The sequence below is a fragment of the Paenibacillus sp. MDMC362 genome (assembly GCF_003269305.1).
Taxonomy (GTDB): Bacteria; Bacillota; Bacilli; order Paenibacillales; family Paenibacillaceae; genus Paenibacillus_AQ.
On sequence record NZ_QLYT01000053.1, the window covers coordinates 86818 to 109684 of the forward strand.

The 22867-nt window shown below is 46.6% G+C and carries 25 protein-coding genes and 1 riboswitch; of the genes, 9 read left to right on the plus strand and 16 right to left on the minus strand.

Annotated elements, in window-relative coordinates; translation table 11 throughout:
* Positions 1-113 precede the first annotated feature (113 nt).
* Complete coding sequence (locus tag DP091_RS24835; RefSeq protein WP_113060765.1) at positions 114-1814, plus strand: sensor histidine kinase; 1701 nt, start codon at positions 114-116, stop codon at positions 1812-1814.
* A complete protein-coding gene (locus DP091_RS24840; RefSeq protein WP_113060766.1) occupies positions 1807-2595 on the plus strand; it encodes a response regulator transcription factor in 789 nt (262 codons plus the stop codon). The genes DP091_RS24835 and DP091_RS24840 overlap by 8 nt, the downstream gene beginning before the upstream one ends.
* Positions 2596-2689: 94 nt before the next feature.
* Here DP091_RS24840 and DP091_RS24845 read toward each other — a convergent pair whose 3' ends face one another.
* The 3 genes from DP091_RS24845 to DP091_RS24860 all read right to left on the minus strand — a co-directional run bounded on the left by DP091_RS24845 (position 2690) and on the right by DP091_RS24860 (position 5011).
* Positions 2690-3250: a delta-aminolevulinic acid dehydratase gene (locus tag DP091_RS24845; protein ID WP_113060767.1), complete on the minus strand. Its 561-nt coding sequence runs from the start codon at positions 3248-3250 to the stop codon at positions 2690-2692.
* An 87-nt stretch (positions 3251-3337) separates the two neighbouring features.
* Positions 3338-4195, minus strand: coding sequence for a hypothetical protein (locus DP091_RS24850; RefSeq protein WP_113060768.1), 858 nt, complete (start codon positions 4193-4195; stop codon positions 3338-3340).
* Between the two features lie 555 nt (positions 4196-4750).
* Positions 4751-5011, minus strand: a complete 261-nt coding sequence (locus DP091_RS24860) for a DUF3221 domain-containing protein (RefSeq protein WP_113060769.1) — start codon at positions 5009-5011, stop codon at positions 4751-4753.
* 264 nt (positions 5012-5275) lie between these two features.
* Here DP091_RS24860 and DP091_RS24865 point away from each other — a divergent pair, with 264 nt between their 5' ends.
* Positions 5276-5983 (plus strand): hypothetical protein, encoded by a 708-nt coding sequence (locus DP091_RS24865; protein ID WP_113060770.1) that lies wholly within the window; start codon positions 5276-5278, stop codon positions 5981-5983.
* A 179-nt stretch (positions 5984-6162) separates the two neighbouring features.
* Here DP091_RS24865 and DP091_RS32070 read toward each other — a convergent pair whose 3' ends face one another.
* The 3 genes from DP091_RS32070 to DP091_RS24875 form a co-directional block, all read right to left on the minus strand.
* Entirely contained in the window at positions 6163-6489 is a 327-nt protein-coding gene (locus DP091_RS32070; protein WP_258394682.1) for a multicopper oxidase domain-containing protein, read from the minus strand.
* 197 nt (positions 6490-6686) lie between these two features.
* Positions 6687-6974 (minus strand): hypothetical protein, encoded by a 288-nt coding sequence (locus DP091_RS32075; RefSeq protein WP_258394683.1) that lies wholly within the window; start codon positions 6972-6974, stop codon positions 6687-6689.
* Between the two features lie 54 nt (positions 6975-7028).
* Positions 7029-7985 carry an SDR family NAD(P)-dependent oxidoreductase gene (locus DP091_RS24875; RefSeq protein WP_181469915.1) on the minus strand — a complete coding sequence of 319 codons (957 nt, stop codon included), beginning with the start codon at positions 7983-7985 and terminating at the stop codon, positions 7029-7031.
* A 458-nt stretch (positions 7986-8443) separates the two neighbouring features.
* Positions 8444-8530, plus strand: a riboswitch (cyclic di-GMP riboswitch).
* A 189-nt stretch (positions 8531-8719) separates the two neighbouring features.
* Here DP091_RS24875 and DP091_RS24880 point away from each other — a divergent pair.
* Both DP091_RS24880 and DP091_RS24885 read left to right on the plus strand, forming a co-directional pair.
* Complete coding sequence (locus DP091_RS24880) at positions 8720-9556, plus strand: 2OG-Fe(II) oxygenase (RefSeq protein WP_113060772.1); 837 nt, start codon at positions 8720-8722, stop codon at positions 9554-9556.
* On the plus strand, positions 9550-10692 hold the full coding sequence (locus tag DP091_RS24885) for an ATP-grasp domain-containing protein (RefSeq protein WP_113060773.1): 1143 nt from the start codon (positions 9550-9552) through the stop codon (positions 10690-10692). The genes DP091_RS24880 and DP091_RS24885 overlap by 7 nt, the downstream gene beginning before the upstream one ends.
* A gap of 799 nt (positions 10693-11491) precedes the next feature.
* On the opposite strand, the gene DP091_RS32405 is transcribed toward DP091_RS24885, so the two are convergent.
* The 3 genes from DP091_RS32405 to DP091_RS24900 all read right to left on the minus strand — a co-directional run bounded on the left by DP091_RS32405 (position 11492) and on the right by DP091_RS24900 (position 13485).
* Positions 11492-11728, minus strand: a complete 237-nt coding sequence (locus DP091_RS32405; RefSeq protein WP_113060774.1) for a GNAT family N-acetyltransferase — start codon at positions 11726-11728, stop codon at positions 11492-11494.
* A gap of 323 nt (positions 11729-12051) precedes the next feature.
* On the minus strand, positions 12052-12567 hold the full coding sequence (locus DP091_RS24895; protein ID WP_113060775.1) for a DUF4241 domain-containing protein: 516 nt from the start codon (positions 12565-12567) through the stop codon (positions 12052-12054).
* Between the two features lie 201 nt (positions 12568-12768).
* A complete protein-coding gene (locus DP091_RS24900; protein WP_113060776.1) occupies positions 12769-13485 on the minus strand; it encodes a TetR/AcrR family transcriptional regulator C-terminal domain-containing protein in 717 nt (238 codons plus the stop codon).
* A gap of 107 nt (positions 13486-13592) precedes the next feature.
* On the opposite strand from DP091_RS24900, the gene DP091_RS24905 reads away from it, so the two are divergent.
* A complete protein-coding gene (locus DP091_RS24905; protein ID WP_113060777.1) occupies positions 13593-14252 on the plus strand; it encodes a DUF6022 family protein in 660 nt (219 codons plus the stop codon).
* A 126-nt stretch (positions 14253-14378) separates the two neighbouring features.
* On the opposite strand, the gene DP091_RS24910 is transcribed toward DP091_RS24905, so the two are convergent.
* From DP091_RS24910 to DP091_RS24925, 4 genes are all read right to left on the minus strand, one after another.
* Entirely contained in the window at positions 14379-15131 is a 753-nt protein-coding gene (locus tag DP091_RS24910) for a superoxide dismutase family protein (RefSeq protein ID WP_113060778.1), read from the minus strand.
* Between the two features lie 202 nt (positions 15132-15333).
* On the minus strand, positions 15334-15774 hold the full coding sequence (locus DP091_RS24915; RefSeq protein WP_113060779.1) for a YhfM domain-containing protein: 441 nt from the start codon (positions 15772-15774) through the stop codon (positions 15334-15336).
* A gap of 32 nt (positions 15775-15806) precedes the next feature.
* Positions 15807-16658 carry a P-loop NTPase family protein gene (locus DP091_RS24920; protein WP_113060780.1) on the minus strand — a complete coding sequence of 284 codons (852 nt, stop codon included), beginning with the start codon at positions 16656-16658 and terminating at the stop codon, positions 15807-15809.
* A 165-nt stretch (positions 16659-16823) separates the two neighbouring features.
* Positions 16824-17108, minus strand: coding sequence for a hypothetical protein (locus DP091_RS24925; RefSeq protein WP_113060781.1), 285 nt, complete (start codon positions 17106-17108; stop codon positions 16824-16826).
* A gap of 266 nt (positions 17109-17374) precedes the next feature.
* On the opposite strand from DP091_RS24925, the gene guaD reads away from it, so the two are divergent.
* On the plus strand, positions 17375-18739 hold the full coding sequence (guaD, locus tag DP091_RS24930; protein ID WP_113060782.1) for a guanine deaminase: 1365 nt from the start codon (positions 17375-17377) through the stop codon (positions 18737-18739).
* Positions 18740-18796: 57 nt separating this feature from the next.
* Positions 18797-20149, plus strand: a complete 1353-nt coding sequence (locus DP091_RS24935; RefSeq protein ID WP_113060800.1) for a uracil-xanthine permease family protein — start codon at positions 18797-18799, stop codon at positions 20147-20149.
* Between the two features lie 143 nt (positions 20150-20292).
* On the opposite strand, the gene DP091_RS24940 is transcribed toward DP091_RS24935, so the two are convergent.
* A complete protein-coding gene (locus DP091_RS24940; RefSeq protein WP_113060783.1) occupies positions 20293-20718 on the minus strand; it encodes a DUF6157 family protein in 426 nt (141 codons plus the stop codon).
* A 239-nt stretch (positions 20719-20957) separates the two neighbouring features.
* Here DP091_RS24940 and DP091_RS24945 point away from each other — a divergent pair, with 239 nt between their 5' ends.
* Entirely contained in the window at positions 20958-21827 is an 870-nt protein-coding gene (locus tag DP091_RS24945; RefSeq protein ID WP_113060784.1) for a helix-turn-helix transcriptional regulator, read from the plus strand.
* A gap of 83 nt (positions 21828-21910) precedes the next feature.
* On the opposite strand, the gene DP091_RS32080 is transcribed toward DP091_RS24945, so the two are convergent.
* Positions 21911-22237 carry a hypothetical protein gene (locus tag DP091_RS32080; protein ID WP_258394684.1) on the minus strand — a complete coding sequence of 109 codons (327 nt, stop codon included), beginning with the start codon at positions 22235-22237 and terminating at the stop codon, positions 21911-21913.
* Between the two features lie 35 nt (positions 22238-22272).
* Positions 22273-22569, minus strand: coding sequence for a hypothetical protein (locus DP091_RS32085; protein WP_258394685.1), 297 nt, complete (start codon positions 22567-22569; stop codon positions 22273-22275).
* Positions 22570-22867 lie beyond the last annotated feature (298 nt).

Here is a 22867-nt window from a genome sequence, read left to right on the forward strand (position 1 = left end):
ATCCAAGTCGGCACCTGCAGCATGAAGGTCCGGCTTGGATGTATTTGGATTATCTGCGGTTACCGCGAGTCAGTATAATAGGATCGAGGGCCTTATCGCAGATGGAGGGCAGCATGAAACATACACATTATCGCAACTTCAAGGAATCAACCCGTCATTTATTTCGCATCTATACGATGATCCCGTTCTCCATCTTAATCGTATTGTTTTTGGCGTTCACGATTATTAATGGCAGAATGAACCTAACCCAAAAAACAACCGAAGCCGCCCAGTCCATCAGTCAATCCATTTCCGGCGTGTATCAGCAGTACCACGAGGAGATTCACCGGATGGCCGTTTCTCCTACCGTGATCAATTATGTAAGCTCGCATCTGGGCAGCGAACAAGTGTATTCTGCCTTCTATGATTTCAACAACCGGCAGAAGGTCAAGAGTGTTTTTCATATCGTCAATACGGACGGGGTCTTCCTGGCAAGCTCCGCCCCGGCAGATGCACTGTATTCCAATTTTGCCTTCGGCAATCTCATTCATCGGATCGATCAGCGGCCCGGCGACACGCTTACCGAAATGAACAGCTTTCGTTACTCGCATGACCGCGATACGAGCTACACGTTTGGCAAAGCCATCGTGAAGGACAAGCGGACGATAGGCTATATCATCTATCAGCTGTACGAATCCGACATTCAGAAGGTGATTTTCGAACAAAATAACGAGATTGCCATGATCACCGATGAACATAACACCATTATTGCCACGACCAGCAATGTGACCAAAGGCGTTCTCAACAAATTCAGCCCCAAGCTCGATAACAGGGGACATGTTCTGCTGAACGAAGGCAAGTATTATATGTATGCCAAACGAATCCCTGACACACCGATTCAAGTCATCACGCTGAACTCCTATAAATCGGAGCAATACACTTATTACACGGTGTCTTTCTTTGTCCTTGCGGCCAGCCTGCTGCTGTGGGTCTTGATCCAGTTCCTGGCGAACAAAATGTCGACGCGCAATTCCGAATCGATCGATAAATTAATTCATGCCTTGGCACAGCTGCGCGAAGGTAACTTCAATGGCTATGTCGACATTCAGACGAATGACGAATTTCAAATTTTGGGCGATGAGTACAATGCGATGCTGGATCGGCTGAAAGAACTGATCGAGAAAAATAAAGAGCTGTCGGAGCTTCGCACCATTATTGAGGTGAAGCAGCTGCAATCGCAGTTCCATCCGCATTTTATTTTTAATGTCCTGGAAACCCTGCGCTATGCCATTAAGATCGACGCCAATCAGGCTCAGGACATCGTGCTGATTCTATCCCGCTTGCTAAGGTACAGCATCGGACATGACCGCAGCGTTCAACTGAAGAATGACATGAATTATGTACAGGATTATCTAAAGCTGCAGCAAATTCGGTTCAATGATCGGCTGAAATATCGGATTGCCGTAGCGGAGGAAACACTGGATGTATACGTCCCCAAGCTTCTGCTCCAGCCGATTATCGAAAACGCTATCAAATATGGCTATGAGAATCAAAGTGATGTGCAGATCGGGATTAACATCTACACCTCCACCGGCAAGCTCATTCTCGAGGTTCGCGACAACGGACAAGGCATGAGTAAAGAGAGACTGCAGGAAGTGAATCAGATTTTGCAAAGTCAGACGAATACGACGCAGCATATCGGGCTGTATAACGTTCACCGTCGTTTAGTTCTCCTGTATGGTGAGGAATCCGGCATCCACATTGACAGCGCGCAAGGAAAAGGCACCTGCGTGGCACTAACAATTCCTTTCGAATGGAGTGGATATCATGTTTAAAGTACTGCTGGTCGAAGATGAGGATATGATTCGCAGGGGCATCCGGTTCAGCATCGATTGGGTTCAATACGATTGCATCGTCATTGAGGAAGGGCTGAATGGACAGGATGGTTACGAGAAGATCTGCCAGCTCAAGCCGGATATCGTCATAACCGACATCACCATGCCGATCATGGATGGCATCTCGATGATTCGGGAAGGCCTCAAGCAGCATACCTTCAGCAGCATTATTATCTCCGGTTATAATGAATTCCACCTTGCGCAGCAGGCGCTCCAGTTAGGCGTGAGCGAGTTTCTGGTAAAGCCCTTAGAGGACGAGCAGCTGGTGGCGGCACTCGAATCGGCCAAAGCTAAAGTGGATCTAATCCGCAAATATGAAGTGATCTCGAATCATCCGCAGGAAAAGGAGGAGATTCTAAACAGCAAATTTCTGGAGAAGGAAACCAAAACCTCGAAATACGTGGCCAAAATGATCTCCTATGTACAGGAGAATTATGCCAAGAAAATCAGCATTCATGATCTCGTGGAGGAGATCGGCTTAAGCGCCTATTACCTGAACCAGAAATTCAAGGCAGAGACCAGCTATACGTTTAATGAGTTTCTCAATCGTTATCGCATCCAGAAATCGATCGAATTACTGAAGTCAGGCGATAACAAAGTATATACCATCGCGCAGGATATCGGATTTAGCGACTACAAGTATTTTATCAGCATCTTTAAGAAGTACGCACACGTAACGCCAAGCCAGTATCAGGAGTATTTCGAGGAGAAGAATGGATAGAACAACGGGTATCTAGATGCAAGAGGTGCTCGATCGTACTGATTGTTGGCACACCCCCCTGCTAGGAATGAGCAGGGGGGTGCAAAATTTTTATCTATGATTCCTGTCGTTCATACAACCGGTACATGGATAGTTCGTCACTCATCGCTACTGCTTGGGCAAAGGCTTCCTTTACGTCCCTGCCCTGCTGAACGATCTCATAGAACAGCCGCAGAACGAACATCAGCGCATCGCTGCCGTCCGGATAGTCATCCGGCCCGATATACATCCTGCAGCCCCGCTCCAGGAAAGCGTCAGCCAGTGCTGGATCCCCCAGCGAGCAGCCGTTCGCGATCACCGTCTTCCCGTCCAGCTTCGCATAACGTCGAATCTCATCGGCCCCGAAGTCGCCCTTCGGCTCCTCTTCCTCGTATACCTCTTCGCCGAGCTCCGGCATGATCAAGCTGCCTTCATCCCCGTGAAAATTCAACAGGATCATATCGGTGCCTTCATATAGATCGTCGCCTGACAAGACGGAGATCAGATCATTCGGCCTGCCGATCCAATATGTAAAAACGCGCACCCCAAAATACTCCAGAGCCGCCCTTACGGCTTGGCTCTCCATATCGCAATCCGGTCCGACGACCAGAGCGACCTGCATAACCGGCTTACTCACTTCTGTATCAACTCCTGACAATGGTATGGATTTGGAATTGGAGCCCCTTCTATTATTGCCGGTAGCATTTCCTTTTTCAACCAGTCATCACACTTTTCTCAGTATCATCCACCATTGCTTATCATACGATTCGACTTCAACCTCTTCCAGACCTAGATTCGCTTCGCTAATCCAGCTTCTGGCCAGTTGGATATAGTTGCTGTGGAATTCAGAGGAATACCCCATTTCATCATATCCAGAATAAGTAATGTTATCGAATATCATGTATCCCCCTCTTTTTAACTGCTTATGGCTTGTGTCAATGATTTGGATAAACGCATGATATACTGCATCCTTCAATATGCCTTTTCGGTGATAATCCATAACAGCTTGTAACATTTGAGGTTCGATTGACCACCAATCATTATTTACGGTATCCATGCCCTCACGGTTGGCGATAATGGTCTGAACGATATCATTAATAGCGTGATGATAAGCGACAACGTCAAAAGAAGACTCAGGATAATATAGTCCAATATTTGCTGCATCGTCCTCAACAACCTGTATGTTTATGTCCATTCCCTTCGTTTTCTCCTGAAAGTTTTGTGTCAGATCCCTGTTGAGATTTGCGGTCACATAGGTCCCCATGTTGTTGGAATAAGCATCTAAAGCCTTTGGAATGTAAACAACATCACCGGCACCAACCTCCAAAAGACTTAAAGCACGGGGCATATTCAGCTCCATGAAAAGATTCTGCCAAGATGCCGAATAATACAATTGAAGATATTCGAATACCCTCTGCTTGGATATACCTATCGGTACGGCTAATATGTCTTTTAATTTGTTTTCCATTTGGACCGCGTTCATCTGTTTTAATTCAGAAATCATGTCCTGTGAAAAGTCACGTTTCAGAATATCGTTAAACACGCCGGCACTCATTTTCTCTGCTAGCGTCTGCATATCCATTAGCGTATCCCTCTCTTCGTATAGTTTCTAGAGTATATTCGAATTCATGGTGTTTTTTCCTCTTTATATTATTGAAGAAATTTTCCATTGCATGATGATGGCTGGCGGCTATTTGATCACGCAAAAATGCGCCCAGCTGGTATTATCGAGCTGGGCGCAAATCCTACGCATAAGAAGGCGTTTTATAACGTTGTGAAGCCGTTAATTACCGCTCTTTCGTTTATGTTGAGCCTCGGTTGAAGGCACATGGAAAATCTTCTACCTATGGATATCTAACAACATGATTCCCTATTTCACTAAATATGTATATATGGATGTATGTTTTATTTGATTTTTTTTATTTCTTTAACTGCTCTTATTGGCGGCTGAGATTCTAATTGATCAGTATCAGCGGTAATTCTTACTCTCTGGCCAGTATAATTTGCATGGTCTACCTTAAACTCGATCCCATCCACTACACAGGAGGTCGTAATAGTAAGCGGAGGGTTTAGCTTTAGCTGGTGCTGGCGGAGGTGTTGGGACTTTTTTTATAATGAGCTGCTTAAATCGGCAATATTATTGGATCTCTAGCTTCTCGTATTTTTTAGCTGCCATCTTGCCAGGATAAGAGTCTTCCCTAGTCTCATAGTAAACAATGATTTCTTCACCAACTGTAAATTTTGAGGGATCAACCTTACTCACCCATACGACTTCCCTATATTCGCCAGATTTGATCACTTCGTGCGTATCTTTCTTTAAATCGGAATCGACAATATTACAAGCGCTCAATATAAAGAGGAGACAGCATATTACTAGCATCCATTTTATTTTCTTCATTAGTTTGCCCCCTTACATATTCACTGTTTACTTCTCTCTAATAACTTTATATTCTCCACCTAGGAGACTCTTTAAAAAGATATCCCATAAATCATCTTTATTAGGGAATAATATCCACTGGAGATATTTTAGTTAAATCCTTATTTGACCTAAATTGTTACTAAAATTTATTTAAAGAAATACATAGTATCAACTTTTCGAATTCATATATCCAATATAATGAAATTTGTAAACTAAAACACCACGAAAAAAGGTGGGTACTACGTGAGAAGAATAGGAATAGCGTTGTTAACAGTATTTTGTCTCCTCGCCGGTTGCAATCAGGCGTCTGATGTCCTCGTATCTAATTCAACAATTGATGAATCTGACATCGGCGAACATCGCATACCATATTCCCTAAGTTTCACAGAAGTGGACCTAGAAAAACCACTGAAAAAAATTGTTGAAACAGACTTGACCAAAGTCATACTCAAACAAGAGATAGATAATTACACTACCTATTATTATCAAAAAAATCAAGATGATGAAAATATTTTTGCAGCTATAAAGATTGGAACGAATATTTTTGAAATTGGTCAAGTTGGTTACTCTGCTGAAAATACCGATCAATACACAATTAGTCGAGTTAATGCACTTGATAAGAATTATATAAAAGTAACAGGAGCATGTGGAGCTAATTGCCCAATTAGTTACTATATTCAAACGGATACAAACTCTCCAAAAGTATTGCAAATTGAAGCGCATACGGTGGAAGCAGATGTTGACCAGGACGGAATCAATGAAATTATTGCTACCGTTGGTACTGCTGCCCAAACATCAATTTACAAAATCAAGAATGCTCATATCGTTGCAACGAGTCTAAACGAGACGTTTGATGCGCAGGAAGTGACATATGATAAAGAATCCAATACTTTTGTAGTCGGTGCGGATATCTGGAGGGTCAAGGGTGAGGAATTAGTGAGTCCAAAATAATTAGAGCCAACTTGGCTCTATGAGAAATGACTCCACCATCCTTACTAGTATTATATTGATTGTGAAGCAATAAAAAAATAATTCATATCAGAATAGATTAGCTAGAGGAAATGCACTATCAAGGGTGATAGTGCATTTCCTCGGTAAAATAATTTACACAAATTCGAACAACATACCGATCATAAGTCCGGTAAATTTCCCGATTTTGTCCCGACCCGAAATGGCGTCGAAATACCTTCATAATTGAACATCATGCTCATCCCCATAGATGCGTGCATCAGATTGTGGCAATGCATCATCCATAGTCCCGGATTGTCTGCCTTAACGTACACCTCGTAAGTATCACCTTCTTGCGTTAATAATGTATCAAGATAAACGGGACTTCCGCTCAAAGCCTGACCGTTATGGCTCAGCACCTGAAATATGTGCCCATGCAAATGAAAAGGGTGGTCACCTCCGCCGGCATTCGTAATCGTCATATTTACACGCTGGCCTTCCTTGACCACCAGTGATGGTATTTCATGGAAACCTTTTCCGTTAATGGAGTTGATGAACAGATTCTGATCGAGCTTTAAGGTATAGGACTGATCGTAGGTTAATTTGTCTACAGGAGCATTCGGATCTGGTTCTCCCTAGTCAGTCCATCTGAATAAGCTGTAATCCGAGCGGATCTCCGGTTCGCTACCGGTCCCCAATGTCACCTTCAGGCCTGATTCACTCGTGACGACAACTTTACCTTGGGCGAGTCGCTCTCCCCCTCTGTAATAGCTTCGCATGACCGTGTCGCCAGTGAAGCCTGGTGGGTTGCCGCAGAGGCGGTTCCATGCTGATGGCCCGCCATCCCTTCCATGTGATGCATTTCGCCCATATTTACTTCATATGGTTTTTGCATGCGAATTTGCCAAAAGTACGTGCCAACCAACGCACCCAGCAGAATCGCCACTCCCAACCCCGCTATACCGACCTTCCCTTTCCAAGTTAGCCTCCGCATAAAATCCACTCCTCTTTTATGATTGATTAATCAATTACTAATTCATAAAAATGTTTACCGTTTTTTCTGTAGTTCCCGTATCGTTGCGGCAATTCCATCCGCCGGCTTCGTAGCCGGAATCGGGCCGATAAAACGCTTATATTTATCCCCGCTTAGGCGCAGCGGCTCTTCCGTTAAGTAAAGCATTTCGACAATCTCCTTCATGACGGGGACGAATAGACCGAGCAGCGACAATCCAGCCTTGCCAAGAGCAATAACGGGCTTCTTCATACCCGACGCTTGCTGGGCGATGCGGACAATCTCATGACCGGAAATAATATCCGCCCCGGGGATATTCCAATTTTGACCATATGCTTGATCCCGGCTCGCAAGCTCTACAATCATATCTGCCGCATCAGGCAAGTACACATATTCGCGAGAAACTTTCATGTTTCCGATGAAAAATGCCATTTTGCCTGCCGCGATCGCTTCGAGTGTCCCTCCCAGATAGGAAGCTTGATTGGCAGTCGGTCCGTAATAGTCCGGCAAACGAACAATCATGGCAGACACATTCTTCCATCTGCTGCTAAAGATCATCTGCTCAATAGCAAGGCGCACTTTACCCTTTTTGGTATGAGGGTTTTTGGGATGCTCCTCGGTTACCCGATCCATCTGCCTTCTTCCATAAGGGTAAATTCCGTCTATTGCGACAACCTTCAAGCTTAATCGATTGGCAGCCTCCATGATGGCTTCGCCGAGCGGAATCAATTTACTCTCCATTTCGTGGTATGGGACGTTCGCACAATGGAACAATACCTCCGCTTCTTTTGCCGCAGTTACAATGTCATCCGGCCGGTATGCATCCCCGATTGCTAATGTAAGATGTGAAGGATTGCCGAGTTCTCTTGCAAGCTCCTCCAGCTTTTGCCGCGACCGTCCAAATGCAATCACAGGCAACCCCCTTTTTACCAACTCAGCCGTAATAACAGCACCAGTGCCACCCGTTGCACCCACTACAATTGCTTTTTTCATGTTCATCAACACTCCTCTTATTTGTGATTGATCAATCACTAACTTATGATCACACTATAGCAATTTGTGATTGATTAGTCAATAACCAAATTTCAAATTTATGGCATCGGCAAATGGCCGAACAATTGGCCGGGACGACCGTCAAGTGTTGCCAGAAAAAAACGGACTAGCGCAAACTCGTACGCTAGTCCGTTTCTGTTTGTTCGTTATTTGCCTTCTCTTTGTGTTCTTTCAGATGATATCTTAGCATGAGTATTCCCATATTTCTTTTCACCGTAAGGATTTCGCAGCTGCGAAAGTTAATTATATAAATACAACTAATATATAGGTAAAAAAAATAAAACTATTGCAAAGCCAGGACTTTAAGACTACGCATTTAATTATAAACAAAACCATAGCTCTATTTCATTTCGACAAAATATCATATAAATTTACATTAAACAACAATTCTATATCTCGTACGATAATGGCAAACCCGCTGAAAAACGGGGACGCAAAGCTACAGGGGCTAAGGTGAATGTTCGCTATGCCAGCCAGTTACCGAATACGACGGAAAACCTCCGTCTATTCATTTAGAATACCTGATGGGAGGTTATTTGTGTTGTTTAAAAAAGCAAATATATGGATGTATTACCACGATCTAGATGAATACTGCTTGAGGGAGGATTGAAGTACAAGCGTGGATTTAGAAGAGAATTACATAAGTCATTTATTGAATTGGAGGTAATGATGCGATGTCTGATACGAACATAATGGTTGGTAATTACGAAGAAGTTCCCATTCACCATTCTCTCTCGCCTGAGAGCATTCGCGATCTGATCGAAGAGAAAGTGCCAGCGATTCGAATCCCGAATTATGTCTCTTCGGAAACAGCGCAGAAAATAATCGATTTCATTCTCGCCCAGGCCTCGCTTGATGCCTATACACACGAGGTCTACATCGACGGCGTGCCGGAGCAGAAATATTATGGAGTCTACCGCGTCGGGATCCCGTTCAACTCGACATACGGCACCCCGGCGGGCAGCGCTGAACGGGAGAACTACTACCAGACAGCCCTGCCGGGACTGCGCCGGCTACGCGATCTCTGTGCGCCGAATCTGTCTCCGATCGACCGGCTCCGGCTCGATCTCGATGAGGCCTGGATGGATGGCGCCACGATCGCCGCCTTCGAGGGCCGGAAAATGTTCGCCGGCATGGTGCGCATCATGCCGCCCGACGATTCGCATATTCTCGAAGAGAAGCCGCATGTCGACTGCCTGCCTGCTTCGATCTGCCCGCTCGATCAGCAGCTCAGCGCGAATATCTACCTGAAGATGCCTCCGGTCGGCGGCACGCTCGAGAGCTGGAACGTCCCGACCCTGTCGTATGCCGACATTGAGCGGCTCCCCGACGGCACCATCTCGCGCACCGACTTGCCGAAGCCGGTTGTCATCCATCCCCAGGAGTGCGAGCTGGTGTTGATCAACACCCGCAAGCCGCATGCAGTCAGCAGCTTCTCCGGCGGCATCCGGATCAGCGTCCAGGCCTTCATCGGATACCAGCCGGGCAAGCCGCTGAGGCTGTGGTGCTGACGCACGAGCCGGTCCGCTGCCTGCTCTCCGGCCCCGCGCTTTCGCCCGTCCTCCACGACGCGCTAACGCAAGTCCCGGTCCGGATCTGTGCCGAGCCGGCCTTCGACGACGTCGTGGCCGCCCTCGGAGACCGGGCACCAGCGGGCCCAGATGAGGCCGACCGGCACGACAACCCCGTTTTCTATGGCTGGGAGCCGAGCTACGCCGCCATCATGCGCCTTACCTCACCCGCGCACAAGCATCTTGCGGGCCTATGCAAGGACAAGGCGGCCTTCCGCCGACTGACGTCCGATCTCACTCCCGCATTCCGTTGCGTTGAGCTGCGTCCGCACGAACTCCGCACGTTCCGACCACCATGCGACCGTTCGGTGGTGCTGAAGCCAAGTATCGGCACCAACTCGATCGGCGTCCGGGTGGTCGCTTCGGCTGACGCCTGGGCGGAAGCTGTCGAGCAGTCTCTGGACGAGATCAACCGCGCGTCGGCTCGTGTCGGCACTGATGTGGTGTCCGACACGCTGTTCCTGGTCGAGGATTATGTCGAGGGAACCGAGTTCGCCTGCGATGGTTTTTGGAACCGGGATGGCCAGGCGGTGATCACCGGTATCTACGAACATCCCTTCGACACGCCGGGCGATGTGGCGGATGTCGTCTATTTCACTTCTCGCCCCATCATGCGTGCACTGCTGCCGCCCGCCACTGAGCTGCTGAACCGGATCGGCGCACGCCTCGGCCCTGGGGCACGCCGGTTCGCGTTCCACCTCGAAGCCCGGCTGCGCAGCGACGGCGTGCTGGTGCCAATCGAACTGAATCCCCTGCGCTTCGGGCAGATCGGCTTCTCGGATCTCGCGTTCCATGCCTTCGGCCACAATCCGTACCTGTGCTTCTTCACGGACACGGGCCCAGACTGGCCAGCCCTTTGTATGGGAGACGACGACATCTGTGCGCTGGTAGTCAGCCTCGCGGCACCAGGCACCGACCGCATGGCGCAGACCGCAGATTTTCTAGCTGCGGTCGGGCCGGATCGCGTCGGCTTTGTCGCGGCGGATCGGGAGGAGTCGCCTTTCCTTGGCATCGCCTTCACGCGAGTGTCATCGCGGGAGGAAATTCCCCGGCTGCTGAGCCTTCGGTCGCCTTAGAACAACGGTAATTTTAAAACAGGCTCTAAAACGGCTTTATCCACGATTTAAGCAATGATTCGAACTAGGATTACCTTCATGTCACAAATTTGGACAGGATGTGTCCACTTAAACTGGAAGCGTCGAACTAACGTATCCATCCATCGTGTTATGAGAGGCTGTCCCAAAAGGTCGTTAGCTAAGACTCTTTTGAGACAGTCTTCTTTTATATCCCCAGGACTAACACCAATATAGTGGGGGACTATTTTATGCCAATAAATGCCCCGTATTTAAGCCGTCTTCTACATTTCCCACTAAAAATTTATCATTATCACTTAGTCCCTCAAAAAGTTTGTTAAACTTAATCGTTACATCCTCATTGTCCAGAAGAGATAGTGTAGATATTGCAATATGCCCAAATCGCCATGGTCCAATGCTCCAATGACCTTAAAGTAATTATCCAACCCTTGATAAAAGGTGTTATGGAACAGTTTATTCTGATACATACATTAACATTAAGGCCATAACGAAAGCTATATCAGATATGTCATCAATTTCAAGAGCCAATGAAATTTCTAACCATACGGCTTATCTGAAATGGCAGGGCCTCCCAGGTGATAAACCAAGCACTTCAAACGATTTATTAACCAATTTTTAATAGATAAAGTTGGAACAGTTCCGTCATTTAAGGATACAACCTTTGCAAGCTTCCGTTGGATGCCTCATATCGGGTCTACGGGCTATAGCCACCCCCCATCTACAACATCATGATTGGTGTAATAGGATAAATCAATGCTTCAATTTCAAATCCACATTTTCTTTAGAACCTTATAGCATGTACATTCGTGGTTTGCGTTTCCAGGTTTATTGCTCCTATTTCGCTTCCTTCTGCAAGACGTACTAATTCATCCATCAACTGTTTGCCAACACGCATTCTTCTATAGCCTTCCGAGACTTGGAAATGCCAAATCAAAATATTATTATTCCACTTTATATCCTCAGCGATTACTACCCCGATTAATCGAGCACCTATGTATGAACCTAGTGCATATCCCATGGGAGCGATCTTGCTGTAAAGTTCCCAATCGTCATCTTGATCGATCTATTTTTTATGATACGGCTCTTCAAGCTCTACTAATTGAATGTCGATCGTGGTTCTTTCTTCATTTTCAATTTTAGTCACCTTGTACTTTGAGTTTGAGGAATATCCACACTCCCCAAGTTCATTTTGTTCTTCATCCTTGAACTTATGAATCGGTTTAATGCATATTCCTTCTATAGGAACCACCCCTTATAAAAATTATTTCGACTGTCCCGCTGCCTAAAGACACGTGAACGTCATGTACCGACCTACGATGCGTTAGTCGGTGCGGATGTATCCTAGCTCTTAATAAACACAATTTTTACGCCAACTACCTGATTCTGCTCATTCACGGCCTTATACACGCCGTATGCACCATCGCCCATGCCGGTACGAGATACGACGCCTCCATCCAGGACACCCGCCTCTTCTCCGCTCTCGGTGATGTCGCAGCATGCAAGATACCAATCACTATCCGTATCCGAGCTATCCGATGTCGCATCAGCGTCCGGAATTCGGTACTTCTGAATATCAAAAATCCCGGCTTGCCCGCTATCCACCCCAGCTACAAAAGGACACTTGATCCATTCCAGGAAAGCCCCCTGTTCAGCTGCCGAGTGATGGTAAGCCGTTAGCTTGGCGTTGGCTTCGCCCCAATCCGGGATCTCTACCTTCTCCACTTCCGAGGCCCACGTTCCATTCAATACAGCTTCCAACACGCCCATGATGATAATGTTCGTATCCAATTCATAACACGGATCCGCGACAACCAATTGTCCGGAATTCACTTCAAAATCGCCCAGTTGAATGATCAATGATAGATACCTCCAATAGCAGTTTATGATGGTTCTATTTTAGCACGTATCAATAACTCCCGATTATCTCTAATCTCCAATGGCGCTTCACCTTCACAATTTGAACAGAATGATAGGAAAATGTGTCGGTGGAACTTAATAGTTCTATCAAATACAAAGAATGCTAAAGCTTCCGACAAATTTATGTTGTTTGGGTGTTCTTCAGTCTTGAGCTCTTGCAAGCTGTGCCTCGAACCCATCTAGTAATACCTGAATGCCGTACTGGAATTCTTGATCCATATCAACTGAAGTCGTATATTCCGCGAGTTGGATCACATGTGGATAATTTGCACCCGAGAGGGCCTGAAATTTCACGGCTTGGTTCTTCCCCATCTGTTCCAGATCCGCGAGTTCCCGTTCCGCACGAGCCATGTGGCGATGTTCTTCATCTACAAACGAGAACACATAGTTCTTCAACATGGATGCAAGCCATGGAATTTGCGGGGGGTGAAATCCCTCCTCCGTGAATACACGAAATAAGAATTCAATATGGGATAGGCGCTGAGGTGTCGCGGAGATGGTTGCATTCATAATCTTCACAGCATCGCGATATTGACCGAGAACATGTCGAAAATTCGTCGCCCACTGTGTAAGCTGGACTCGCCAATCCATCGCGTCGATTGGCATTTCGACCTCAGAACTGATCTTCTCCGCTAATAAATGCAGCAATTGTTCTTTATCTTTGACATGGTAATATAGGGACGCTGCTTTGACGCCAAGTGAATCGGCGATTTTGCGCATCGTAATGGGCTCTAGGCCTTCAGCCTGCAAAAGCGTCAAGGCAGTCGTGATAATTCGAGGAAGATCGAGAGGGATATGCAGCGGTTCGGATTGTCCGTTTTCTGATTTTTGTGTGGGATGAATTCGTCTTCGTGCCATAACCAACCTCCTAAAATAATCCTTGACAAGTATAACACAAACAAATTAATCTAACGATATTAAATTATTATCTAACTTTGTTAGATTAATTCAGGAGTGATGTTTTTATGACAACCAACTTGCTTTACAAAATGATTCGAAGTGCGGAACAAATGCTATCCCTTGCTTGGCGAGCTGTCTATGAAGAGAAGCAGGAAGAGTTGGAGCACATGTTTAAAATGCATGGTGATAGGGCTTACGGGGTGTGGATTCAAGCGTTCATGGCTATAGTATCCGAACAATTAATTACGGACGGCTACGTGGTTAAGCCCGGTTTTAACCTGCAGAATTCGATAGAGAACTGGGGGCCGCCAGAGGAGCGGGAACGTTGTATTTGGTACCCTGTCCATATGGCAGATGGGACACCGCTCGGAACGATGGTTTTACAAGTGTACCATTCGCACACTGCTTTTTTCATGCCTAGGTCACCTCGGTTTATTGGATTAGAAGCTACAGCGCGAGAGGATATTATTGCCGCATTATCGAAGCCATCCAATCGAGTTCGATGGGATCGTGTCGATGATCCTCTTCCTCTTCCGGGTGATCATCCGTCATACGCATCGAGGTGGGAATATGCAACGGATGTGTCGCTCGGCGAATGCTTGGACCAAGGCAACTGGATGCTCGATGAAGCTTTGTCTCATTGGGGACGTTACGGTTGGGAGCTTGTCTCGATTACGTCCACAGCCAGTCAGACCATCGGGTTCTTCAAACGGCCTGCTCGGTAACTAAGAATACGTTCTCCTCTTACCGTCCCGCCACACAACCATCACAAAAAACGCACCTCCTAAAGAGATGCGTCTTACACCGGCATTCATATGCTACAAGCCACATGTTACCTGTAGCTTGCAGGATTACTCCGGAATATTCCCCCCGGCCACCCGGTCGCCGGAATTGCCCGATGGATCGGTTACGCCGTCATCTTCACCGGCATGAATGATCAGCGAGCGTCCGAGCACCGAGTTTGGCTGGTTCTTTTCAAGGGTGCCATGCTGAATGATGGTCTCCGCTTCCACGGTGCCGTCGGCGCCTACGACCAGATTCGGCATATCGCCAACATGGCTTCCTTGCGGATGCTTGAGGCCATGATGCTTGTCGGTCGGATTAAAATGCCCACCGGCAGATTTGAAATCCCTATCTTTGATCGTGTTCTCATGTACATGGAACCCATGCTTGCCTGGTGTGAGGCCGGATGCGGTGATCTTCACCTTCACCCCGTCATTGATCTGCTCCAAGATAGCGGAACCGACAGACTCCCCCGCCGCATTGTACAGCTGGACTTCGAGATGCCCCTGAGATTCCTTCCTGAAAGCCTGGTCCCAGAACACGGGTTGATTAACCGGATCCGAAACCATACGAGCAGGTACATCGCTGCTCCCGGTAGGAGTCTCGGAATTCGAGGCCGCCGTCCCTTGTTGTGCAAATGGATCGTCCGTGGTGGAGTTGTCCTTGCCGTTCACGTAGTAGCTTATTTTAGACATCGTGTGTTTAATCGCAGTTAAAGTTCCTTCGGGATTTGCAGCAGCGAACAAAATACCTGTAAACAGCAGGGCTCCGGCAAGAAATGCTCCAGCCATATATTTTAACTTGTTGGTCTTCTTTTTCACTTCATCGCCTCCTGAATGATGTATTCATTCATCTCCCAATCCCCTGATTTTATACGTCTAAGTCGTTATTTTATGGGATATGAGGCGTTCGGCGTTATTTATTGTTCCCAAAGACAGATATACGGATCGAATAACCTACTAAATCTGTCTTCGGTATAATCTCCAACACTTACAGAAAAAGAACGGGACTCCGATATCGGCCTTAACGCCCCTCTTGCAAAATGAGTTCTCTCATCCGATCGGTATGCTTGGCTGATGTCACATATACAGCTTCTTCCCCATCTCTGAAACCGTAGCTAAACACACTTTCCTGACCCTCTTCCCCCAACCACAGCTTAATGGCATGAATCGGGGATTGCTGATCATAGATGACCATCACGTCGTAATCCGGATCCGTTCTTTTGGCATCATCTGGCTGCTTGCGGGCCGTACGGATCGCTTCCTCAAATGTACTTACAGCCTTTGCCTCCTTGAAAGAAAACAATGTGTCCCCGTTCATCTCGTCCCATGACTCAAATACCAAAATCCGAATTTCAACAACCTTCTCGTCCAGCAGCTGCATCGTTTCCCAACCGGGTTCGTTCTCGCAGCCTGTTAATAGAGCCGTCATATAGAGCAGCATGATCGTTAGAAGACCTTTCATCAAATCGTCCTTTCTTATCTACGAAAATAATACTATTGGATGACCCCATGCAGCTTCAGCTTGTTCCTCAGCATGGTTCTGTACGTCTCTTGATCATAATGGGAGTTGTTGATTCGTTCCTTGTTCAGTCCAAGACTGTCCAAGATCCGGTACTCCAGCCTGCGCCGGGCCTCCAATACTTCCAACGTCCCTTCAACGCCCTCCAGACCGCGCTGTTTGCCGTATCCCTGCTGAGTGTAATAATGGACGAATCCTGTGGACCAAGCCCCCGGGCGTTCCCGGATGGCCTTGCGGAATGCGTATTCCAGGTTGTCCTGTTCAATGTAGAACAATACGGGATTCAGGCCAAGGATTGCTTTTTCCAGCCCTAGCACGTAGTCCATCACTTGGTCATCCGGCGCATCATATTTCACCATGCCAACGGTCACCGGATTCTGAATGAAGCAGCACTCAAAAATCATAACGGCGGGCTCTTGCAACGCCTGCTCTGCAAATGCCTCCCACCGCTCGGTGATGAATCTTCTATTGAGATCCAGCGGATGCTCGTAAATATCCTGCTTGGACAAGGAATGATATAGATCATCCGGAAAAGACGTGCCGTATTCGTTCTTCAGCTTCTGGTAGGGTATGAGATTCCAGCTGCCTTTTTTGGCGGCTCGTTCGATCCATATTTCTTTAAAGGAGCCTGTGGCTTGCAGCAACCGCCCGAATTCTTCTTCAGTCAAACACGACGTTCCCTCATAATCCGCCGGGTGGTCAACATCCCCTTCCATCACAAGCCTGGTCTCAATATTTCGTTCGGTTAAAATATCATAAATCATACGGGACGTCGTCGATTTGCCGAAACCCGGCAGACCTTCGACCATGATCAATTTTGTCTTCATTTTAAATCCCCTTCAAGTCTCAAAAATGATGGCAGCTTCAAGTTATTCTGTGGGGGCCGGCTGATATCCTTTTCTCTATACAAAAAAAGGCTGCGGACGTTTTACGTCAACAGCCATCTTTCATGAAGACCCACACATCTCAAAGGTGATTCAGTCGTAAATCACTCAATTAAGTGTATATACATTAGAACCTATATGAATATCCTTTGCTGATATATTCTTACCGATACAAATACCTATGTTTTTTCTATTGGCCATCGAAGTTGAAATCTGTATCGATTGAACTTCTTGTATAGCTTCATGATCACCATGTTTTAAGATGATCCGATCCCCTATCATCGATTTAATTTCGGGATGCGACAAGGAATCAAGTTCAGGATTTATACCTACTAAGATCGTCCCCTCTTCCTTGTGATCAAATGCAAGACTAACCGTCATAATTTTATTCATCTACAGGAACTCCTTTAACATTCATCATTGTGTAATGAAAACCCGCCGACGGTCCTACTCTCTATTTCATTTTCATTTCCTTTAGTCACCTCTTAATAATCTACCATACACAGAATTAAACAATCGAGTTCCTGACCTGTCATCACTATGGAATCTTCGTTAATAACTCAAGCTCATATCTATTCGCCTTTAAACTATGGACATCTCTTTTTTAACGGACTATAATGACAAAAGCGCTCCAAAAAACGAACATTAAGGCGGTAAAAATGAGTAAATATATGTTATTATTTCAAGGGACTTCTTTTTCAAGCAAATCTCCCAAAGAAATTCAAGTATTGAGAGACTATCTTTACTGCATCAACACGGACGGCATGATTGAGCGAGTCGTGGCACCGGAAGACGCCGACTATCAATCCTTGCTGGATACGTATCAAGGCACCGACAGCTTTCATCGACTAGAGGAAGGACAGTATTTCCTGCCTGGTTTTGTCGACTTGCATGTTCATGCCCCGCAATGGGCTCAATCCGGAACCGCATTGGACATTCCGCTCTACGATTGGCTGAATACGTATACGTTCCCGCTGGAATCCAAATTCTCCGATCTGGCGTTTGCGCAACAGGTTTACGACGATGTGGTAAGCACCCTGCTGGCCAACGGAACAACGACGGCGCTTTATTTTGCCACGGTGCATAAAGAAGCCAGCTTGTTGTTAGCCCAGATCTGTGCGAGCAAAGGCCAACGCGGACTTGTCGGAAAGGTCGTCATGGACGATCCCGAGCAGAATCCGGACTACTACCGCGATGCGGACACATCCACGGCACTGGCGGATACGGAGGAATTTATTATCGCTGTACAGGAGCTCGCCAAGACTACCAAACAAGGCGTGTATCCCGTCGTGACCCCACGCTTCATTCCAAGCTGCACCGATGAGGGGCTGAAGGGGCTAGGCGAGCTGGCAGCCAAATACGATACGTATGTGCAATCCCACTGCAGCGAAAGCGATTGGGCGCACGATTATGTGAAAGATCGATTCCAGAAAAACGATGCGTTTGCCCTGCATGATTTTGGCTTGCTGCGCGATAAATCGGTCATGGCTCATTGTAATTTTCTCGATGACCAGGATGCCGAATTGTTCGCTGACACCGGCACCGCGATCGCGCACTGCCCGATATCCAACGCGTATTTCGCCAACAGCGTCATCCCGGTCGCCCGCTTCCACGCCAAAAATGTGGAGATCGGTTTAGGCTCGGATCTATCCGGCGGCTTCTCACCGAGTCTTTTCGATAATATAAGACAGGCCGTAATGTCCTCGAGGATGCTGGAAGATGGCGTGAACACCTCCCTTCCTGCGGAAGCTCGCGGCGTGCCCGAGTCGCGGATTACGGTCCATGAGGCATTCTATCTGGCTACGGCCGGAGGCGGCGAAAGTCTGAGCCTGCCGATCGGCCGCATTCAAGAAAACTACGCATGGGATGTGCAGGTGATCGATACGAGACTTCCATCCGCCAAGCTGCCGATTTTTGATGAGAATGAAGACGCACAAGATATTTTTCAGAAAATCATGTATCTGGCACGTCCTGAGCATATCCGCGAGGTGTGGGTGCAAGGGGAAAAGGTTCATACGCGTTAAGAAAGATAGAGGTTGTTCAAAAAGCAATTCATCCTAACATTCGAGGTGTCCAGCGGAGTGAATACACAAGCAGACAAGCAAAATGACGAGCAAACGAAGTCACAGCATTTAACGGTACCTCCCGATGGCAAAATATCTTTCGGGAAATCCGCCATTCTCGGTTTACAGCATGTCGTCGCGATGGACGTCTATGTCGTTCCTTTCCTGATTGCCATGTTAATCGGCTTAGCGCCTAATCAGTCCAGCGCATTGATCCAATCCACGTTTATTGCGGCCGGGCTTGCCACGATCGTGCAAACGTATTTCTGTATGAAGCTGCCGATGGCGCAGGGTCCTTCCTATGTTCCACTCGGCGCGATTGTCGCCATCTATGCCGCCAGCGGCGGAGGGGAGATGGGTTGGAGTTCCGTACTGGGCGCGAGCTTGATTGGCGCGATCCTCGTCATTATTTTGGGATATACGGGAGTTTTCAATAAAATCGTTAAATCCTTCATCCCTCCCATTGTCGGGGGCACGATCATCTTCATCGTCGGTCTGTCGTTATTGCCTGTTGCCATCAGAGACAATATCTACGGCGCCACGGACGCTACCATCAATCAGAATGTGCTGCTGGCCCTGATCTCAGCGGCTGCACTCATCCTGTTCGTCATCCTGGGTTCTCTGTTCCGAACAAGAGGCGCGATATTCCGCGTTACGTCCGTGATGGTTGCATTAATTATCGGATGTATATCAGCCAACTTTATGGGTGTGCTGGATTTCAGCGCAGTCGCAAACGCCAAGTGGTTCAGCATGCCGCAGATTCCGTTTAAGGATTTTGGTTTCTCGTTCGACTTCTCGGCGATTATCACCATGGTCATCATTTATCTCGTACTTCTGGCGGAAACAACGGGTACGTGGTTTGCCATCAGTAACGTCATTGATAAACCGTTAACGGATAAGAACATTAACCGGGGGGTGATTGGCGAAGGGATTAGCTGCCTGATTGCTTCGGGACTCGGTTCGACGCCGGTTACCGGCTATTCCACCAATGCAGGCATTATCTCCATCACGGGTGTGGCCAGTCGCCGGGTCTTCTTGGCGGTAGGCGGATGGTTTGTCCTCTTTGGCTGTTCCGGCAAATTGGCCGCGCTGATCTCCTCGATCCCAACCGCGGTCATCGGCGGCGTATTCGCCATCGTCTGCGGCATCATCTCGATCAACGGGATCCAGGTCATGAAGAACGTGAAAATCGGGGAAAAAGAAATGTACATTATTGCTATCCCGATGATTTTAACGTTAGCGTTAGTACTTATTCCTAAAGATTTCTTGTACACACTGCCTACGTTCGTGCAGTATTTACTCGGATCACCGATTCTGGCTGCTTCGCTTGCAGCGATCTTGTTGAATAAATTGCTGCCGAGTGCGAAGTAGGTTGTAGGGCGAGGCAATTGGAGTTATATGTAAGTTAAATGGTGCTGCCCCTAAAGAGACTACGTTTGTCGTTTAGGGGTGGTTTTTTTGTATGGGTGACACAGATCAAATCAAACATGTGTTTACTGAACCTGTGACTGCACTCACTTCCTCTTGTTCCTCATGGCGGCGAGCAGCTTCACCTTCCCGTTGGCTCCTTCCACAAAGCGCCAATAGTCGGGGGATTCCACAGGAACGATCGCGATTTGCCCCTTCGCATTGAAATGAATCCCCCACCCGTATTTCTTCGGGAGCATTGATGCTCTCAAGCATGGTTGCGGCTTCCTAAAAAACTCGTCTCGAATCTGGTTCCCTCTCTCGGCTAACTCCGTCTCCGGAATGTTTTTGTGCCGGATATGCACTTCGTACAAGAGCTCCTCCTGGGTATAGGCGTACGGATTATTCGTGATTAACTCAAACTCGATACCCGGCTTGGTTTTTCCGTCTTTCTTGTCCGGCGGCTGCGTACCAGTCTCAACAGGGCAATCTGCAGCAACGGTAATAAATGTATCATAGTAATTCCAATCCATTATCGTTCCTCCTAAACCAATATATAGCACCGCTCATAACACATCGACTTATTTAAAACTAATTATAACCCTTTATCCCTGACAGAATCGGTCAGTTAATCAATTTTCCATAATACCAACTAATGTATCCCAGCAGTAGTGACATACTTGGTTAGTAGATTGCGAATTGCCTTCTAAGCGGTATAACGCGTGTGGTATACTTAGCACAAAAAATTAGAGCGCGTGACGAAGGAGTTAGTATGAACCATCATAGGATAGTAGAACAAGCATTGATTCATATTGAGGAAAATTTAGAACAGCCTTTATCCGTGTCATCCGTTGCGCTTACTTTCAATATGTCCAAATTTTATTTTCATAGGCTTTTTTCTGCCATGATAGGCTGTTCGTTAAATCAGTACATCCTATCTAGAAGATTGAATGCCGCTTTATCACTCATTTATAACAACAACTTGTCACTAACCGATATTGCTTATCAGTTAGCCTTTGGTACGCAGGCCTCATTCACCCGGGCATTCAAACAACATTACGGCGTAGCTCCAAGCTCGCTTAGAGCAGGGTTCAAACCGATCACTCCGACTCCAATACCTACTGTAGTTAAAAGACCATTTAAAAATATGAATGGTGATATCGTCACGGACTTCACTCTGACAGAGTTCAATGAGACCCGAATCAGCGGGATTGCCTTTGAAGTAGACCTAGCCACCGATGATTACAAGCAGAAGATTCACTCCCATTCAAAAATGCTGCTGAATCATATTGATGAGAACATAAATGGTTCTTGTTTTGTCATTTATTCAAACTGTCAACCCAATTCAACCCGTTTCAAAGTGCTGTTCGGAATTCCAAGTGACATTCAAATTCATAAACCCTTTTATTTCACGGTTGATGTACCGACTATTTTTTGTGCGAGGTTCAACTATTTTGGTGACCTGCTTGATATTGGAGAAGTGCTCAAAACAGACTATGCAAGATTCCTAAAAATTTCCAAGCAAGAGTCCGATCAATCGGATATTGAACTTATCCAGGTTTTTAATGACGTCCACAATCTGGATTCAGCCTACCATATCTATGCACCCATCAAGAAACTTCCTGACGATCTGGACATTTAATGTTGCACTGAGGAACCAAACCGTCAGAGAAACTATTATTTTCATCCATATAGGTAAGATCGAAGACATCTCTAATTCGATGTTTACTTACGTTCCGACCAAATAATATATCCGATCCATATCAGAGCAACGCCCATCGGTATCGCCAATGCCCGATCAAACGGATGGGGAATGATTGCAGCGGCAAAGGTCACTACAGCAGCGAAAGCCAGCAGAATTGCTGCTGGGCGGGGGAAGACTCTGGCACGTAATGCGGCGATGCCTAGCAGGAGACCTCCTAGCATATACAATATACCCGCGAGCGGTGCTATTATTGGGAAGATCCCCAGATTAACCTCGCTGACTGTTTCTCCAAAGAGCCCAACCATTCCTACCACAAACTTATCAGCATCACTTGTCAACAACGGCAAAACGAATGCTTCAATGAAACTAAAAATGAATGAGATTAACCAGAACAGATTGAACAAAAGGAAACCGACCAAGCAAAGCACCCCGCTTCTTTCGCTTGGCGTACATAGAATCCCGTAATTCCGATCAGGTTAAAGAACGACATAGCCATAGTCAGGCATGCCACCACTACCCAAGAGTTTGTGTGCACAGAAGAGATATCATCTGTTGGGTGGATAAACTGAATGACGATATATAGAATCCCCGCTATTATTGCCATAAATCCTGACCACCGGTTGAGAACATGTGCCGTTATTATTGATTTACTTACCTCTGTATTGAGCTCTATATTCACGATGATTCCTCCACTTCTAGATATTAATCACATGATCGCCAAGTCCTTTCTCGACATGACAGGTTTTGACTCCAACTATCCATTAAGGTTATTTTGATTTTTTTTTGCTAAGGGCCCCTTCCTTATTATGTTTGTCGAATATAACTTAACAAATATAGCCTCCTCTTACTTTTCAGATCTTGCTGTAATTAGTGAAGAAATCGTCAAGAACCTTATAACAAAAAAAAGCACCTCTCTCGAGATGCAAACGAATCTACAATATATTTCCCCATTCAATCTATTGGACCATAACCATATC

Bases quoted from the DNA above. Each gene is read 5' to 3' on its own strand.
- DP091_RS24920 (WP_113060780.1), bottom strand. From the start codon at position 16,658: ATGAAGACAAAATTGATCATGGTCGAAGGTCTGCCGGGTTTCGGCAAA.
- guaD (WP_113060782.1), top strand. From the start codon at position 17,375: ATGAGTAAATATATGTTATTATTTCAAGGGACTTCTTTTTCAAGCAAA.
- DP091_RS24835 (WP_113060765.1), top strand. From the start codon at position 114: ATGAAACATACACATTATCGCAACTTCAAGGAATCAACCCGTCATTTA.
- DP091_RS24945 (WP_113060784.1), top strand. From the start codon at position 20,958: ATGAACCATCATAGGATAGTAGAACAAGCATTGATTCATATTGAGGAA.
- DP091_RS24925 (WP_113060781.1), bottom strand. From the start codon at position 17,108: ATGAATAAAATTATGACGGTTAGTCTTGCATTTGATCACAAGGAAGAG.
- DP091_RS24915 (WP_113060779.1), bottom strand. From the start codon at position 15,774: ATGAAAGGTCTTCTAACGATCATGCTGCTCTATATGACGGCTCTATTA.
- DP091_RS24875 (WP_181469915.1), bottom strand. From the start codon at position 7,985: ATGAAAAAAGCAATTGTAGTGGGTGCAACGGGTGGCACTGGTGCTGTT.
- DP091_RS24900 (WP_113060776.1), bottom strand. From the start codon at position 13,485: ATGGCACGAAGACGAATTCATCCCACACAAAAATCAGAAAACGGACAA.
- DP091_RS24840 (WP_113060766.1), top strand. From the start codon at position 1,807: ATGTTTAAAGTACTGCTGGTCGAAGATGAGGATATGATTCGCAGGGGC.
- DP091_RS24860 (WP_113060769.1), bottom strand. From the start codon at position 5,011: ATGAAGAAAATAAAATGGATGCTAGTAATATGCTGTCTCCTCTTTATA.
- DP091_RS32405 (WP_113060774.1), bottom strand. From the start codon at position 11,728: ATGGGATATGCACTAGGTTCATACATAGGTGCTCGATTAATCGGGGTA.
- DP091_RS32075 (WP_258394683.1), bottom strand. From the start codon at position 6,974: ATGCGGAGGCTAACTTGGAAAGGGAAGGTCGGTATAGCGGGGTTGGGA.
- DP091_RS24880 (WP_113060772.1), top strand. From the start codon at position 8,720: ATGTCTGATACGAACATAATGGTTGGTAATTACGAAGAAGTTCCCATT.
- DP091_RS24850 (WP_113060768.1), bottom strand. From the start codon at position 4,195: ATGGATATGCAGACGCTAGCAGAGAAAATGAGTGCCGGCGTGTTTAAC.
- DP091_RS24940 (WP_113060783.1), bottom strand. From the start codon at position 20,718: ATGGATTGGAATTACTATGATACATTTATTACCGTTGCTGCAGATTGC.
- DP091_RS24905 (WP_113060777.1), top strand. From the start codon at position 13,593: ATGACAACCAACTTGCTTTACAAAATGATTCGAAGTGCGGAACAAATG.